Annotated in this window: 17 protein-coding genes; 11 read left to right on the top strand and 6 right to left on the bottom strand. The window is 40.2% G+C overall.

Features of this window, described 5'->3' with window-relative positions:
- Nucleotides 1-606 (top strand): DUF924 family protein, encoded by a 606-nt coding sequence (locus tag BTO08_RS08230; RefSeq protein WP_105060626.1) that lies wholly within the window; start codon nt 1-3, stop codon nt 604-606.
- A 135-nt stretch (nt 607-741) separates the two neighbouring features.
- On the opposite strand, the gene argS is transcribed toward BTO08_RS08230, so the two are convergent.
- A complete protein-coding gene (argS, locus tag BTO08_RS08225; RefSeq protein ID WP_105060625.1) occupies nt 742-2,472 on the bottom strand; it encodes an arginine--tRNA ligase in 1,731 nt (576 codons plus the stop codon).
- Nucleotides 2,473-2,890: 418 nt separating this feature from the next.
- On the opposite strand from argS, the gene BTO08_RS08220 reads away from it, so the two are divergent.
- Nucleotides 2,891-3,475 carry a VOC family protein gene (locus tag BTO08_RS08220; RefSeq protein WP_105060624.1) on the top strand — a complete coding sequence of 195 codons (585 nt, stop codon included), beginning with the start codon at nt 2,891-2,893 and terminating at the stop codon, nt 3,473-3,475.
- A gap of 81 nt (nt 3,476-3,556) precedes the next feature.
- Here BTO08_RS08220 and purU read toward each other — a convergent pair whose 3' ends face one another.
- Nucleotides 3,557-4,390 (bottom strand): formyltetrahydrofolate deformylase, encoded by an 834-nt coding sequence (gene purU, locus BTO08_RS08215; protein ID WP_105060623.1) that lies wholly within the window; start codon nt 4,388-4,390, stop codon nt 3,557-3,559.
- A 227-nt stretch (nt 4,391-4,617) separates the two neighbouring features.
- Here purU and BTO08_RS08210 point away from each other — a divergent pair, with 227 nt between their 5' ends.
- The 7 genes from BTO08_RS08210 (at nt 4,618) to rnd (ending at nt 12,354) form a co-directional block, all read left to right on the top strand.
- Nucleotides 4,618-6,573, top strand: coding sequence for an ATP-dependent DNA helicase (locus tag BTO08_RS08210; RefSeq protein ID WP_105060622.1), 1,956 nt, complete (start codon nt 4,618-4,620; stop codon nt 6,571-6,573).
- Nucleotides 6,574-7,275, top strand: coding sequence for a tRNA (adenosine(37)-N6)-threonylcarbamoyltransferase complex dimerization subunit type 1 TsaB (gene tsaB / locus BTO08_RS08205; protein WP_105060621.1), 702 nt, complete (start codon nt 6,574-6,576; stop codon nt 7,273-7,275).
- 75 nt (nt 7,276-7,350) lie between these two features.
- A complete protein-coding gene (locus BTO08_RS08200; protein ID WP_105060620.1) occupies nt 7,351-7,644 on the top strand; it encodes a hypothetical protein in 294 nt (97 codons plus the stop codon).
- A gap of 117 nt (nt 7,645-7,761) precedes the next feature.
- Nucleotides 7,762-8,328 (top strand): Slp family lipoprotein, encoded by a 567-nt coding sequence (locus BTO08_RS08195; RefSeq protein WP_105060619.1) that lies wholly within the window; start codon nt 7,762-7,764, stop codon nt 8,326-8,328.
- Nucleotides 8,329-8,331: 3 nt separating this feature from the next.
- Nucleotides 8,332-9,210, top strand: coding sequence for an alpha/beta fold hydrolase (locus BTO08_RS08190; RefSeq protein WP_105060618.1), 879 nt, complete (start codon nt 8,332-8,334; stop codon nt 9,208-9,210).
- Nucleotides 9,211-9,385: 175 nt separating this feature from the next.
- Complete coding sequence (gene fadD / locus BTO08_RS08185) at nt 9,386-11,068, top strand: long-chain-fatty-acid--CoA ligase FadD (protein ID WP_105060617.1); 1,683 nt, start codon at nt 9,386-9,388, stop codon at nt 11,066-11,068.
- A 158-nt stretch (nt 11,069-11,226) separates the two neighbouring features.
- Nucleotides 11,227-12,354: a ribonuclease D gene (gene rnd, locus BTO08_RS08180; protein ID WP_105060616.1), complete on the top strand. Its 1,128-nt coding sequence runs from the start codon at nt 11,227-11,229 to the stop codon at nt 12,352-12,354.
- Nucleotides 12,355-12,411: 57 nt separating this feature from the next.
- Here the strand turns inward: rnd and minE are convergent, their stop codons facing one another.
- Genes minE through minC form a run of 3 tightly spaced genes read right to left on the bottom strand, consistent with a single transcriptional unit; the run spans nt 12,412 to nt 14,223 of the window.
- Entirely contained in the window at nt 12,412-12,675 is a 264-nt protein-coding gene (gene minE / locus BTO08_RS08175; RefSeq protein ID WP_105060615.1) for a cell division topological specificity factor MinE, read from the bottom strand.
- 6 nt (nt 12,676-12,681) lie between these two features.
- Nucleotides 12,682-13,494 carry a septum site-determining protein MinD gene (gene minD / locus BTO08_RS08170; protein WP_105060614.1) on the bottom strand — a complete coding sequence of 271 codons (813 nt, stop codon included), beginning with the start codon at nt 13,492-13,494 and terminating at the stop codon, nt 12,682-12,684.
- A gap of 24 nt (nt 13,495-13,518) precedes the next feature.
- Entirely contained in the window at nt 13,519-14,223 is a 705-nt protein-coding gene (gene minC, locus BTO08_RS08165) for a septum site-determining protein MinC (protein ID WP_198038426.1), read from the bottom strand.
- 220 nt (nt 14,224-14,443) lie between these two features.
- Here minC and BTO08_RS08160 point away from each other — a divergent pair, with 220 nt between their 5' ends.
- Entirely contained in the window at nt 14,444-14,722 is a 279-nt protein-coding gene (locus BTO08_RS08160; RefSeq protein WP_105060612.1) for a YcgL domain-containing protein, read from the top strand.
- A gap of 7 nt (nt 14,723-14,729) precedes the next feature.
- Nucleotides 14,730-15,698 (top strand): lytic murein transglycosylase, encoded by a 969-nt coding sequence (locus BTO08_RS08155; RefSeq protein WP_105060611.1) that lies wholly within the window; start codon nt 14,730-14,732, stop codon nt 15,696-15,698.
- A 227-nt stretch (nt 15,699-15,925) separates the two neighbouring features.
- Here the strand turns inward: BTO08_RS08155 and BTO08_RS08150 are convergent, their stop codons facing one another.
- Nucleotides 15,926-16,321: an H-NS family nucleoid-associated regulatory protein gene (locus BTO08_RS08150; RefSeq protein ID WP_045183993.1), complete on the bottom strand. Its 396-nt coding sequence runs from the start codon at nt 16,319-16,321 to the stop codon at nt 15,926-15,928.
- Between the last annotated feature and the right edge of the window lie 24 nt (nt 16,322-16,345).

Raw genomic sequence — 16,345 nt, 5'->3', positions numbered from 1 at the left:
ATGGCAAGCGAATATCAGTTTATACTCGATTATTGGTTTGGCGAGTTAGAGGGTGAAGTAACCAAAGAAAATAAACATGCGCTTTGGTTTCTAGGTGGTGAAGAGATTGATGCTTACATTAAAACCCACTTTCAATCTTGGGTGAGTAAGGCTGGCAAAGGGGAGTTAAATCATTGGTGTGAATCGGCCCATGGTCGCTTGGCTCTGATTATTTTACTCGATCAATTTAGCCGCAACATCTACCGTGGCTTGAGTGCGGCATTTCGTTATGACTCATTAGCCTTAGCATTGTGTAAACGTGGTTTAGCATTGAATCAAGATGTAGATTTATCGCCAATTGAACGCGTATTTTTCTATTTACCGTTAGAACATGCAGAAGATTTGGAAGATCAAGAAGAGAGTGTGTTTCGCTTTCAACATTTAAGAGAATCTACTTCTTTGAATAATCGTGAACTATTTGATGGCTTTTATAATTATGCGAGAAGCCATTATGACGTGATTAAGCAATTTGGACGTTTTCCATATCGCAATGCGGTGCTGGGACGACTTTCTACGCAAGGTGAATTGATGTGGTTGAACCAAGGCGGTCAGCGATTTGGTCAATAAAGAGATCTAACTATTGAATCTTTGGTTATGTTTTAATTTACAGAGCCTAATTTCTAAACATATTTCAGAGTGCGATAAACAGAAAATAAAAAGCCTTCCAAATGGAAGGCTTTTTAATATTAAGAGGGATGTAGATTACATACGCTCTAGTGTTTCGATACCAAGTAGGTCTAGACCTTGCTTGATAGTTTTTGATGTTAGCAATGCAAGCTTCAAGCGGCTTTGCTTAACATCTTCTTCAGCATTAAGAATTGGACATGCTTCGTAGAAGCTAGAGAACATACCTGCAAGTTCGAATAGGTAAGTACACATTAAGTGTGGTTGACCTTCACGTGCTACAGATTGTACCGCTTCTTCAAATTGAAGAAGTTTAGATAGCAGTACTTGCTCTTTTTCGTCAGTGATAACGATTGGGTGAGTAAGATCTGCAAGCTCAACATTCGCGCGCTTAAAGATAGATGCTACACGTGTGTATGCGTACTGCATGTATGGTGCAGTGTTACCTTCGAATGCTAGCATGTTGTCCCAGTCGAAGATGTAATCTGTCGTACGGTGCTTAGAAAGATCAGAGTACTTAACCGCAGCCATTGCAACAGTTTGTGCAATGTTTGCTTTTTCTTCAGCACTTAGTTCTGGGTTCTTTTCTTCAATTAGCTTGTTAGCACGCTCAACAGCTTCATCCAGAAGATCAGCAAGACGAACAGTACCGCCAGCACGAGTCTTAAATGGACGACCATCTTTACCTAGCATCATACCAAATGCGTGGTGCTCAAGAGATACACTCTCTGGCACATAGCCCGCTTTACGTACGATTTCCCAAGCCATCATTAGGTGTTGGTGCTGACGTGAGTCGATGAAGTAAAGTACGCGATCAGCATGAAGTTGCTCGTAACGGTATTTAGCACAAGCGATATCAGTGGTTGTGTATAGGTAACCGCCATCACGCTTCTGGATGATCACACCCATAGGCTCGCCGTCTTTGTTTTTGTATTCGTCTAGGTAAACAACAATTGCGCCATCACTTTCTACAGCTAGACCTTTTTCTTTAAGATCTGCAACAACGCCAGGTAGCATGTCGTTGTACATAGATTCACCCATTACGTTGTCATCAGTCAGTGACACGCTTAGACGATCGTAGTTGCGTTGGTTTTGCTTAAGTGTAATGGCAACAAGTTGCTTCCATTTCTCAAGGCAGTACTCATCACCGCTTTGTAGACGAACAACAAAGTTACGTGCTGTTTTACCGAATTCTTCGTCTTCATCATAAAGTACTTTAGATTCACGGTAGAAACCTTCAAGATCGCTGATGTCCATAGAAACATCAGTACCTTCTTGCTCTTTACGCTGCATGTTAGCGATAAGCATACCGAATTGCGTACCCCAGTCACCAAGGTGGTTCGCTCGGATAACATTGTGGCCTAAGAATTCAAGTGTACGTACAACAGCATCACCGATGATAGTTGAACGTAAGTGGCCTACGTGCATTTCTTTTGCAACGTTTGGTGCAGAGTAGTCAACAACAATATTTTGTGCTGTTTCAGTATTAACGGCTAGACGCTCATCTTTTAGTGCTTCTTCGCCACGCTCAGCTAACCATGCTTTGTTTAGGAAAATGTTGATAAAGCCTGGGCCTGCAATTTCAACTTTCTCAGCAATACCATCTAGCTCTAAGCAGTCGATAACTTTTTGTGCGAATTCGCGTGGATTAGTACCTAGCTTCTTTGCTACGCCCATAACACCGTTCGCTTGGTAATCACCAAACTGCGCTTTAGCTGATTGGCGAACTGCGGCTGGGCTGCCTGCAGGTGCGCCAGCGGCTTCTAAAGCCTGAGATACTTTATCGTTAATAAGTGCTTGAATGTTCACACGCTGATCCTTAAATCATTTGTAACGCCAATTATTAATAAAAGGCAAAAATGTCTACGTATCACAAGATCACCGTCAAAAATAATCACGAAATAAAACAAAATGACAACATAAATAAATCAAGTGTTTAACGTGAGTATTTTTGACGGGGTCGCGAATATCTAAATATGCACCGAAGTCTTGAATACGCAGTAGGTATTGTCCTAATAATACCCACAGATGGAGGTACTTTGGCAACTGGAAAAACCTATTGTTTACGTTTTTTTTTAAACTTTTTTTGTTATGGGTAAATAATGTGTAACACGCTATTGTATTGAAAAGAGAGTGCGTTAAATTCATGTTTCATTAAATCACGAAAAATGGATAATTATTCACTCCGTCTAATTATAGTTATAGCTGTCAATAATGGGATAAATCTATGCACAAGCTTGAACAATATAATCTTCATCCAACGCAGATGCTTGCGCAGTTACCTGAGTTTATGAAAGCGATTAATACATTGATTGATGATTTAGGGATCTCACTCGCTGGATACCAAGCCGATCACATCGCATTACGTGTCAATGATCAAGACGTGGCGCATCAGTTACATTTGGCATGGCTGAGTTACGGTGAAGAGTGGTCTAACAATATGATCAATGGTCGTCCCATTGTGATTATTGGGTTTGAACAGCCATTAGCTGTAGATGGTTGGAAAATTGAAGCGTTAGAGTTGCCTTATCCGAGTGATAAAGTATATCCGCAACAGGGGTGGGAGCATATTGAGTTTGTGGTGCCATCCAGTGCCAAAACGATTGAAGAATTAAAAGCAGATTTACTAGAAAAATTACCACAATTAGATTGGGATGGGTTAGATGCGAAGGGGATTAAAGTAAAAGCCAGTTCACCATCAGGTGAAGATGAGCGTTTAGCTAATCCTACTTTTGCGTTTAAACGTGATGGGGTATGTATTAAATTACATGGACACTCATTAAAAGCAGTATTAGAAAGTGAACAAGCCTAGTTGCTGTAAATACGAATAATAAAAAGCGTAGTAATCCCCAAAGATTACTACGCTCGCTTGGTTAATAGTGTCTTTTCCTGATTATAAAATAACCGTCCGGTTACCATAGACAAAAATACGATCGTCTACCGCAAGGCCTAATGCTTTACTGAGTACAGATTTTTCTACATCACGACCAGACTTTGCCATTTCAACTGCACTGAAACTATGATCAACAGGGATGACGTTTTGGGTAATGATTGGCCCTTCATCAAGATCGTTAGTTACAAAGTGTGCGGTTGCACCAATGATTTTTACACCACGTTCAAATGCTTGTTGGTAAGGCTTGGCGCCAATAAATGCAGGTAAGAAACTGTGATGAATATTGATGATTTTATTAGGGAATTGTGCGACAAAATTAGGCGTTAAAATACGCATATATTTCGCCAGTACTACGTAATTTGGTTGATACTGTTGTACCGCCTCTAATAGTTTTTGTTCGTGCTCTTCACGGCTTAATCCTTCATGGCAAACATGATGGAATGGAATATCAAATTTTTCCGTTAGCCCTTGTAGGGTGTCGTAATTACCGACAACCGCAGCAATGTCGATATCTAATGATCCATCGAAGGCTTTAACTAGAATATCACCTAAACAGTGCGCTTCTTTTGTCACCATGATGACGATTTTTTTGCGATCAGAACTGATTAAACGGCGTTTGCTACCTTTGGGTAAAGCATGATCAATATCTGCGAGAAAGGTTGTATCATTAAAATAGCCTTCAAGCTCAGTACGCATGAAAAATTGATTATGCGTATTATCAACATATTCCTTATTGTTGATAATATTTAGTTGGTGCTTATGACAAATGTTGGTAATTTTGGCGATTAGTCCCATTTCATCTGGGCATTCCGTGAGGAGTGTTTTCTTTTCCATGTCGTTTCCTGACTGCGATTCACGCATATAATACATTGCGTGTTACAAAGATCTTAATTAACTATTACCTAGATTTAACCTTATGGTCAAAGTATTTATTTGTTAGGTGATGTTATTAATAAGAAAGTGATGCCGTTAATTTTTGTAATCGATGGATAGAAGACTAGTCGAGTACTAGGATAATTGGCATAATGAATACTGTATATATAACCAATAGTGCGAAATAAATGATAACGAAGTTTTTTGCCTCTGGTGGCGCATTAGATAAAGCCATCCCTGGTTTTCAGGCTCGCCAACCTCAAATTGATATGGCTAATGCAGTGGCTGATGCGATCAAGAGTGAATCTCAGCTGGTGGTTGAAGCGGGAACGGGGACAGGAAAAACATTTGCTTATGTTATCCCAGCACTATTGAGTGGCAAAAAAACCATTATTAGTACAGGCTCTAAAAACCTTCAAGAGCAATTATTTCACCGTGATTTGCCATTAATGGCTGATGCGATTGGCTTTACGGGGCGTGTCGCATTGCTGAAAGGGCGAGCAAATTATCTGTGTGTGGATCGTTTGAATCGCCAAGTGATAGAAAGCCATGATGTGGAATCTGATCCTACGTTGTTAACACAGTTGGTTAAAATTCGACAATGGTCCTCATCATCGAAAAGCGGCGATTTTGGTGAATGTGAAGATGTTGCAGAAGATAGCCCTGTCATCCCATTAATTACCTCGACCAATGATAACTGCTTAGGCCGTGAGTGCCCCTCGTATGATGATTGTTTTGTCGTTAAGGCTCGCCGCAAAGCAATGGAAGCTGATGTAGTTGTTGTTAATCACCATTTATTCTTGGCAGATTTAGCCATTAAAGAAAACGGCTTTGGTGAATTAATTCCTGAAGCTGAAGTATTTATCTTTGATGAAGCCCACCAAATGCCTGATATTGCCAGTCAGTACTTTGGTCAGAGCCTAACCAGTCGACAATTAATTGAACTCGCGAAAGATATTGATATTGGTTATCGCACAGAAGCACGTGATATGCGCCAACTGCAAAAAACGGCAGACAGGTTACAGCAAGCTGCGTTTGAAATGCGGATTATTTTAGGTGATCCCGGGTTTCGAGGAAATTGGCGAGAAGCATCGCAAACACCCGCTGTTCAACGGGAATTAACTCGATTATCAGATGCATTAGATCTTACCTACGATGTACTTAAGCTGGCGTTAGGTCGAAGCCAGTTATTAGATACTGCCTTTGAACGTGCAGCAACGCTAAAAGCCAAACTAAAACGAGTATCAGATACTGCAATTACAGGCTATTCCTATTGGTATGAATGTACACCGCGCCAGTTTAGTTTAAATATCACGCCGCTCTCTGTTGCAGATAAATTTAAAGAGCAAATGGCTGAGCAAAAAGGGGCATGGATCTTCACTTCAGCAACCTTAGCAGTTGATGAGAATTTCACCCACTTTAGTCATCGCTTAGGGTTAGAGCCAAAGCAACAATTCTCGCTTGAAAGTCCGTTTGATTACAGCGAGCAAGCGCTATTATGTGTACCTCGCCATTTGCCAGAGCCTAATAGTTATGGTCTCGCTAACAAATTGGTTGAGATGTTGGCGCCTGTGATTGAAGCGAATAATGGTCGTTGTTTCTTCTTGTGTACTTCACATCAAATGGTACGCGATCTTGCAGAAGGGTTTCGTGAGAAGCTGAGTTTACCCGTGTTAGCGCAAGGTGAAACAACGAAACAAAAGCTACTTAATGAGTATTTGGCTCATGGTAATGCATTATTAGTGGCAACGGGGGCGTTCTGGGAAGGGATTGATGTTAGAGGGCAAGCCCTTAGCTGTGTTATCATTGATAAATTACCGTTTACAGCACCAGATGATCCATTATTAAAAGCACGTATTGAAGATTGTCGTATGCGTGGTGGTGATCCTTTTGCCGATGTCCAAGTACCTGATGCGGTGATCACTTTAAAGCAGGGTGTTGGGCGTTTGATCCGTGATACTAAAGACAAAGGCGCATTGATCATTTGTGATAACCGATTAGTAACAAGGCATTATGGCGCTGTATTTTTACGAAGTTTACCACCTATCCCTCGTACACGTAGTGTTGAAGGGGTTAGTGACTTTTTGTCTACTATTAATAACAATAACGTTATTGAAGATGACAACCAACATTCAGAGGCTTGAATGAGCACCAAAATTTTGGCAGTTGATACTGCAACTGAAAATTGTTCTGTTGCCCTATTAATGGGTGACGAAGTTATCTCTCGTTGTGAATATGCGCCACGTGAGCACACAACAAAAATTTTGCCTATGGTAGATACTGTTCTGGCTGAAGCCGGTATCAAGCTAAACCAACTCGATGCATTGGCTTACGGCCAAGGCCCTGGTAGCTTTACTGGTGTTCGTATCGGCATTGGTATTGCGCAAGGTTTAGCGTTTGGTGCCGATTTACCTATGGTGGGCGTGTCAACATTAGCTGCAATGGCGCAAGGTACTTTCCGTGTCCATCAAGCTGACAATGTATTATCTGCTATTGATGCTCGTATGGGCGAAATCTATTGGGGTCAGTATCAGCGTAAAACAGATGGTGACTGGCAAATTATCGGTGCAGAGCAGGTGATTGTACCTGAGGCTCTAGTTGAATCTGTTCAGACCGAATCAGGAATTTGGTTAACAGCGGGTACAGCTTGGGAAGTGTATGTTGATACTCTAGGTAAGCTGCCTTTTGAAATGCAGCAGGGCTCGGTGTTATATCCTGATTCACAAGACATGGTACACCTAGCGAAATTTGCTTTTGCTCGTGGTGAAAGTGTTAGCGCAGAAGTAGCTAGTCCTGTGTATTTACGTGATACCGTGACATGGAAAAAATTACCAGGTCGCGAATAATTAAATAAAGAGTAGTGGCAGGTGCTGCTACTTTTTCTTTATCCTAACTTTTTAAATGGATGATGAGAGGAGATTATGGTTACTATCAATCATGGTGTTATATCATTACCATCAAAACCATTCAGTTCAGCCTCACAGACCTCTAGTACGAAAGCGAGCACTTCAAGTGATACGGTTTCATCAACGTCTGTTTTATCATCGTTATCGACAACACAACACGCAGAGTGGGCGAGTCAAGAATATCGTCAATTACAGTATGATCGCCCTGATGGTAAACATCAGAAAGCATTATCTATGTATATGGATGTCATGCTGCATGATAGAAAAGAACAACTTTCCGATCTGATCGGTATCAATATGGTTGTTTAAACCGACTAATACTTTCCTTATTATTCTCATCATTAACGCGTTAATTTAACGTGTCAGCAGACTACGCATAAATAATTACTTTTGCTGTTATATTGAACAGTTATGTCGAGGTTTTATATGTTTCGCACGCTATTTCTTGGGCTGATATTAATCTTTATGGTAGGCTGCGCCAGTGTTCCAGCCAGCTTGCAGACCAATACGAAAAATCCTATCACGGATTTACGTGTTATCGCCGAGCATCCTACTGTAATGCAACATCAGGAAGTCAGGTTAGGTGGCATCATTGCTTCAATTAAAAATGAAGCAAAGCAAACACGCGTTGAAATTGTCGCATTGCCGTTAACCTCTGACGGTAGACCAATATTGCACAGTAAACCCCAAGGTAGATTTATTGCGAATGTACCTGGCTTTCTTGATCCTATGGAGTATGCCAAAGGACGTTTACTGACAGTCGTAGGTCAATTTACTGGAATGCAAAAAGGAAAAGTTGGACAGTACTATTATACTTTTCCTGTGGTAAATGTTTCAGGTGAGCAAATTTGGCAGGTACAGCAACAAATTCAAATGGAAACACCAATGCGATTTAATCGTTGTATTGGCATTAACTGTGGGTTTTGGGGCGATGATTACTTTATGCCACCGTTTGGTATTCAAGGACGTGTGGTTGATAGAGTGATAATGTAAGTTATGGAAGCTATAACATTTAAGCTTGCTGAATTAGAGTTAGCGGGATTGTCTAATTTCTCATTATCGTCACCATTAGATAATGACAAACCTGTCTTATTATTTATTCATGGTTGGCAAGATAATGCCGCAACGTTTTCATCACTTTGGCAACGGTTAGAGGCTGATTTTAATCTTGTAGCCATTGATTTGCCAGGACATGGTTTATCGCAAGCCCGAAGTGGGGATAACTATTATCATTTTTTCGATTATCTTGATGATTTACACCAAGTCATAACGCAGCTTCCCGCCACGCGCGTGTGTCTTGTTGGTCACTCATTAGGTGCGATTATTGCCAGTTGTTATAGTGCTGCTTATCCTCAATTAATAGACAAGTTGGTATTAATTGAAGGCTTGTCGCCATTAGTGGAAGAGGCCGAACAAACGGTTGAGCGGTTAAAGCGTGGGATTAAAAGCCGACAGCAATACCGTAAAAGTTGTGAACGTCGTAAAGCAAGAACAATGAGCTCTTTCACTGAAGCATTACAATTACGTGCCAATGTTAATGATTTACCCATGGCATGTTTAGAGCCCGTTGTTAAGCGGGCAACGGTTCAGCGTGATGGGTTGTGGTACTGGCGACATGACCATCGCCTTCGTTGTGAATCACTCTATAGAATGACACAACAACAAGCACAAGCAATTATGTCGTCGATAGAAGCACCCATTTATTCAATTGTAGGAAGTCATGGATTTCCTCAACTGCGTGATGACCCACAGGGTAAATTTAAGTTTCAACAGTTTTCACAGGTAGTGGTTGTCGGGGGACATCATTGCCATTTAGAACAGCCAGATACAGTATCGAATTGTATTAGGGCTTTTCTTTCCCTCGAGAGAGATTAATCTTCGCTTTTCAATGAGTAGGTTCAAAGTTTCTACTCAGCTAATTTGGCAAGATGTTAATTATAAGTTAAATATACTGTGTTGAGATATAAACGCTTGTTTGATTTATACGTACAGTATTTACCTGTATCACTATTATGGGTATTAAAGCAGTCTAATAATAAGGAGAATGCGAGTGGATAAGGTTTGGCTTAGCCGCTATCCGAATGATGTACCGGCAGAAATTAATCCGGATGCATATTCATCATTAGTTGATATGTTTGAACAATCAGTACGTAAATATGCTGATCAAACTGCTTTCATCAACATGGGACAAGTTATGACCTTCCGTAAATTGGAAGAGCGTAGCCGTGCCTTTGCAGCTTACCTTCAAAATGAATTGAAGCTACAAAAAGGTGACCGTGTTGCTGTAATGATGCCAAACTTACTGCAATATCCTATCGCGCTATTCGGTATTTTACGTGCAGGTTGTGTTGTGGTTAACGTGAACCCGTTATACACCCCACGTGAGTTAGAGCACCAATTAAATGACTCTGGCGCAAAAGCTATTGTTATCGTTTCAAACTTCGCTCATACCCTTGAAGCCGTTGTTAAAAATACAGGTGTTAAAAATGTAATTTTAACTAGCCTTGGCGATCAATTATCTCGTCCAAAAGGTACCTTGGTTAACTTCGTTGTTAAGTACATTAAAAAGATGGTGCCTAAGTACCATTTGCCACATGCGACTTCAATGCGTATCGCACTGCGTAAAGGCCGTCGTATGCAATATGTTAAGCCGTTTATTACTGGCGATGACATGGCCTTTCTTCAATATACAGGTGGCACAACAGGTGTCGCTAAGGGCGCGATATTAACGCATCATAATATGGTGTCTAATGTCATGCAGGCGAAAGGTGCATATGGTCCTGTACTAACAGAGGGACGTGAGCTCATTGTTACCGCTTTACCGCTTTATCATGTATTTGCATTGACAGTAAACTGCTTATTATTAATGGAAATGGGCGGTCAGAATTTACTGATCACGAATCCACGTGATATTCCCACTTTTGTCAAAGAGCTTCAACGTTACCAATTTACCGCAATTACAGGTGTAAACACCTTATTTAATGCGCTGATCAATAATGAAGATTTCCAAGAACTCGATTTTAGTAATTTACGCCTGTCTGTTGGCGGTGGTATGGCGGTTCAACGCGCTGTTGCTGAAAAGTGGCAGAAAATTACCGGTAACTACTTACTAGAAGGGTACGGTTTGACAGAGTGTTCACCACTGGTTGCAGCATACCCTTATGATTTGACCCAATATAACGGTTCAATTGGTCTGCCTGTACCTTCAACTGAAGTGCGTATGGTTGATGATGAAGGTAATATTGTGGGTATCGACGAAGTTGGTGAATTACAAGTTCGTGGTCCTCAAGTCATGAAAGGTTACTGGCAGCGTCCTGAAGCCACTAAAGAAGTGTTAACAGAAGATGGTTGGCTATCGACGGGTGATATCGTTAAATTTGATGACGAAGGCTTTTTGCACATTGTTGATCGTAAGAAAGATATGATCTTGGTGTCAGGTTTCAACGTTTACCCAAATGAGATTGAAGATGTCGTTGCATTGCACGACAAAGTGCTCGAAGTTGCTGCCATCGGTCAGGCTCATGAAGTGTCTGGTGAAGTGGTTAAGATATGTGTGGTGAAACGCGATCAGAGCCTAACAAAAGATGAGTTGATAGCACATTGTCGTCAACATTTAACAGGCTATAAGATACCTAAAATTGTTGAATTTATGGACGACTTACCAAAAACTAATGTAGGTAAGATTTTACGCCGTGTATTGCGTGAAGAGTCTGATAAAAAAGCACAACAATAAGCGTTGTTAATCACTGTTAAGTAAAAAACCTTGTCATTGAGTGATGATAAGGTTGCTTGAACAGTACAGCACGATATTATAAATGCCGGCGACTAGCCGGCATTTTATTAACTCTATTTTATGAGCGTGGTAACCGCTCTTTTCCTAAAAGGTATTATGTGAACTTCGATATAATTACAACAACAGAACAATTAGAACTGCGTTGTGAATCCGCTAGAGCGCACTCTGCTGTCATGCTGGATACGGAGTTTGTTCGTACCCGTACACTTTATCCTCGATTAGGTTTAATCCAATTATTTGATGGTGAACAGTTATCATTAATTGATCCATTAGAAATGGAAGACATGGAGCCATTGTGGGCACTGTTACGTGATCAATCGGTGATTAAAGTGCTTCACGCCTGTGGTGAAGATTTAGAAGTATTCCAGCATCATGCAGGTTGCTTACCAACACCAATGTTTGATACTCAGTTAATGGCAGCCTTCCTTGGGCATGGCATTTCAACGGGCTTTGGCGCATTAGTGAAAGAATACGTTGGTGTTGAACTTGATAAAGGTGAAGCTCGAACGAATTGGCTTGCCCGTCCTTTAACGGCAAAGCAACTTGATTATGCTGCTGCAGATGTTTATTACCTAAAGCCGTTGTTTGAAACCTTATTAGCTAAGGTAGAGGAACGAGGTTACATGGAAGCATTACAACAAGAATGCGAATCTGTCATGCAACGTCGTATTAAGCCCGTTGATCCTGAAAAAGCGTATCTTGATATTAAAAACGCATGGCAGTTAACTCCACAACAACTCTCAGTTTTGCAAAAAGTTGCAGCGTGGCGAGTACGTGAAGCGCAGAAACGCGATATTGCATTAAATTTCATTGTCAAAGAATTACATTTATGGAAATTAGCGCGTTTTAATATCAAATCACGAGCTGGGCTTGAGAAAGAAGATTTTGAGCCAATGGAGATCCAACGTCACGGTAACCGTTTATTGAAAATGGTGCACGATTGCGATCGTATTGCAGCGCAAGATTATCCCGCGAAAATAGAGCGTTTGGTTGATTTTCCACATTATAAGCAGATGGTAAAATACATCAAAGATGTTGTAACAGATGTTGAAAAAGAGACCGGCTTAGCGCCTGAGTTTTTAGCTTCTAAAAAGCAGATCCACCAAGTGTTATCTTGGGCATGGAAATATCAGCGTCAAGATGAAAAACGTCCTGAGATGTTGAAAAACTGGCGTCGTGATTTATTTGAGCAACGTGTATTAGCGCTATTAGACGAAAAAGCCTAATTGATTTATTACGATGCATTAGAAAAGAAAAAACCCGCTGTTGCGGGTTTTTCTTTATTAACGTTCTTCGTCTGGTAACGTTACGTTAAGTTCGAGTACTGATAAATCTTCCTCTTTATGATCAAGGTTTACAGACACTTGATTCGGGTCGATTTGAACGTACTTACTGATCACATCTAAAATGTCTTGCTTTAATTGAGGCAAGTAGGCTGGAGCCGGTTGTCCAGCACTACGACGTTCAGCGACGATAATCTGTAACCTTTCCTTTGCTACATTCGCTGTGGTTGTCTTTTTCGGGCGGAAAAACTCAAGCAGTGCCATATTACATTAGCCTCCAAATAAACGTTTTAGGAAGCCTTTCTTCTCTTCCTCTAAGAATTTAAATGGGCGATCCTCACCCAATAAACGAGCAACAGTATCTTCATAAGCAATACCTGCGTCAGATTCTTTATCGAAAATAACGGGTTCACCTTTGTTCGATGCATTTAGTACTGCTTGGCTTTCAGGAATAACACCTAAAAGAGGGATGTGTAAAATTTCTTCAACATCTTGAACACTTAGCATCTCACCTTGAGTTACACGTGTTGGGTTATAACGTGTAAGAAGAAGGTGTTGTTTAACTGCGTCTTTACCTTGTTCTGCTCGACGAGATTTAGAATCTAGAATACCTAAAATACGATCAGAGTCGCGAACAGAAGAGACTTCAGGATTCGTTGTTACAATAGCTTCATCAGCAAAGTAAAGTGCCATTAAAGCACCGGTTTCAATACCTGCTGGAGAATCACAGATAATGAAATCAAAATTCATTTTATCCAAGTCATTTAAAACACGCTCAACGCCTTCACGAGAGAGTGCGTCTTTATCACGAGTCTGAGATGCAGGTAAAACAAAAAGGTTGTCAACACGCTTATCTTTAATTAATGCTTGGTTCAGATTCGCTTCGCCGTTGATAACGTTTACGAAGTCATAAACGACACGTCGCTCACAACCCATAATGAGATCAAGGTTACGTAGACCAATATCAAAATCAATAACCGCCGTTTTTTTACCGCATAATGCTAGACCAGATGCAATGGCTGCGCTTGAAGTTGTTTTACCAACGCCGCCTTTACCTGAAGTAACAACGATAATTCGTGCCATTTACTAAATTCCTTATTAAAACTTTTATAAAGCAAGGTGCTCGATGCTAAGCGTATTATCAGCAATTGAAATTACAACACCGTTGCCCCAGAACTCATCCTGAATGTTATCACTTAGCCAGTAGTTTCCTGCAACTGAAATTAGTTCAGATTGCAAGTTCTGACAGAAAATTGTCGCTTCTAGGTCTCCGTTCGCTCCAGCTAATGCTCGACCACGTAACGTACCGTAAATATGAATACAACCATCAGCAATAATTTCAGCGCCCGCACTCACATGGTTGAGAATGATAAGGTCACGATTTTTAGCGTAAATCTGTTGACCAGAACGAACAGGAGTGCGAATGATAAGTGCGGACTCTCGGCCTTGAACTGGCTGAGAAGATGGCTCTGCTTCAGTAGATTCTGCTGTTGTTTTTTCTTTCACCGTGCGTGCGGCATTCATAATAGCAAATCCAGCAGATTTTGCTTGATTTTGTAACGCTTGTTCTTTACAACCGCTGATACCTACAGGGATCATGCCCGCGTCGACAATTGCTACTTTTAATTGCTCAAAATTAATATCTTTGCCTGCATTAGAGATATCGATAACAACGGGAGCTGATGCAAAGAAATTAGGTGCGAGTTCAATTTTTTCTTTAAGGTGATCGGTCGCTTTTTTGATATCACCATCAATTAAATGAAGTGCAGAGAGCGTAAATGAGCTCCCTTTAAGTTCAGTTGTCTTGGTCATGGCATTATTATGGGTAATACTTAAATTAACCATTCTTGTTGATTATCACAAAGGTACTAGCATGGTATATTCCCTAGCAGTTAGGGGCAAGTTATCCTTGCTTTGACATTGGAAATTCAGACAAAAGTCTCATCCTGTATGGTGAAAAATAAACCAGCGGGGAATGATACGTTAAAATAGCTGTCTGAAAGAATAAGCTTTAACAAATAGGTGAATTGAAATGTTGTGTGCAATCTATAAAAGCTTAAAAAAAGATAACACATATTTATATGTAAATAAGAAAGATGATTTCTCCGATGTGCCTGAAGTATTAATGAATACTTTTGGTAAACCGCAATTTGTTATGGTGATAAAGTTAGAAGGTAGAAAGTTAGCCTTGGCCGATGTTGAAAAAGTAAAAGAAGCATTAAAGACCGTTGGCTTCTATCTTCAGGTTCCACCGCCAGTAACAAATTTATTGGATCAATATAAAGCCGAGAAAGCCGGCAGAGTTAATTAAGGTTATTATGCATAAGCGTTTTATATCGGCCGTTGTGGCCTTAGGATTAGGGATTTCCTCAACAGCTTTTGCTGCTGATGAAGGGTTTAACGCATATATAAATAAGCTAAAAGCAGAGGCGCGTAGTAATGGTATTTCTGAGCCTATTCTCGATTCTGCTTTTAAAGACATTACATTTACTCATCGTGCAGTAAAGGCGGATAAAAACCAACCTGAGAAAAAGTTAACATTAGATCAATATATTCCACGCGCTGTACCTGATTGGAAAGTCAAACAAGCACGTCGTTTATATCAAGAGAATAAAACAACGTTAGATCGTATAGGTAAAGAATACGGCGTACAGCCACGTTTTATTGTCGCGTTGTGGGGAGTTGAAAGTAATTTTGGTAAATTACAAGGTAATTACCATGTTGTCGAAGCATTAACCACGTTGGCTTATGAAGGCCGTCGTGAAGCCTTATTCCGTAAACAAGTAATGGCAGCATTACAAATTCTTCAAGAAGGTCATATTACAATTGATGAGATGAAAGGATCATGGGCAGGGGCGATGGGTCAATGCCAATTTATGCCAACATCTTATTTAACCTTTGCGGTTGATGGTAATAATGACGGCAAAGCAGATATTTGGAATACAAAAGCGGATGTTTTTGCATCTGCAGCGAATTATCTAAAAAAATCAGGTTGGAATGATAAATATACTTGGGGACGTCAAGTTAAGGTCCCATCATCATTATCGGCTGATTTAAAAGGTACGGGTGTAGAAAAGACAAAAACACTGGCGCAATGGCAAACATTGGGTGTTCGCACAATGAGTGGTGGGAATTTACCAAAAGAAGACATTGATGCGTGGTTAATTCAACCTGATGATGAACATGGACGCACTTACCTTGTGTACGGTAATTATCAAACATTAATGAAATGGAACCGTTCTCATTATTTTGCTTTAGCTGTCAGCCATCTTGCTGATCGTATTTAATAGTTATAGCCATAATAATAGGTTATCTGTATTGAAAGTCAGGCTCTACTGCCTGACTTTTTATTTTGATATGTGCTTTATATATTTCAAAACTAATAAAGGTTTACTTAGATATACCTTTAAGCAATGTTAAAACATATTTTTTAGATAGGTGTCTATAATTTTGGGTTTATGGAAGTATAAAAAAAGCCCAACTAAGTTGAGCTTTTTAAATATATGGCAGGAAATTAGATTTCAAATTCTTCTAAAGATTTACCATTTTCAAGTGCTTGCTTAAGCGCGCTTGGTGTACGGCCTTGGCCTGTCCACGTTTTTTCTTCACCGTTTTCATCGATGAATTTATATTTAGCTGGACGTGCAGCACGTTTTGCTTTTGGTGCTTTTGAAAGGCTTGCTAACAATTCTTCAGGGTCGATACCATCAGCTAATAGCATTTCACGATATTGAGCTAATTTTTCATTACGCTCATTTTCTTTTGCTTGTTCTTCTTCTTCAGCTTCAGCACGTTCTTGAACAACGGTAGTTAATTTCTCTAAAGCTTCTTCAAGTTGCTCTAAAGTATATTCACGAGAAAGCGCACGAAGACTACGAAGGTTTAAAAGTGCTTTCATTGCATCAGACATTTTTATATTTCCTGTTATTTTTAA

Origin of the sequence: Photobacterium angustum (assembly GCF_002954615.1) — a bacterium.
In the GTDB taxonomy this organism is placed as follows: domain Bacteria; phylum Pseudomonadota; class Gammaproteobacteria; order Enterobacterales; family Vibrionaceae; genus Photobacterium; species Photobacterium angustum_A.
The sequence above is the reverse complement of the archived record's forward strand: the minus strand, read 5'-3'. Positions and strand labels throughout refer to the sequence as shown.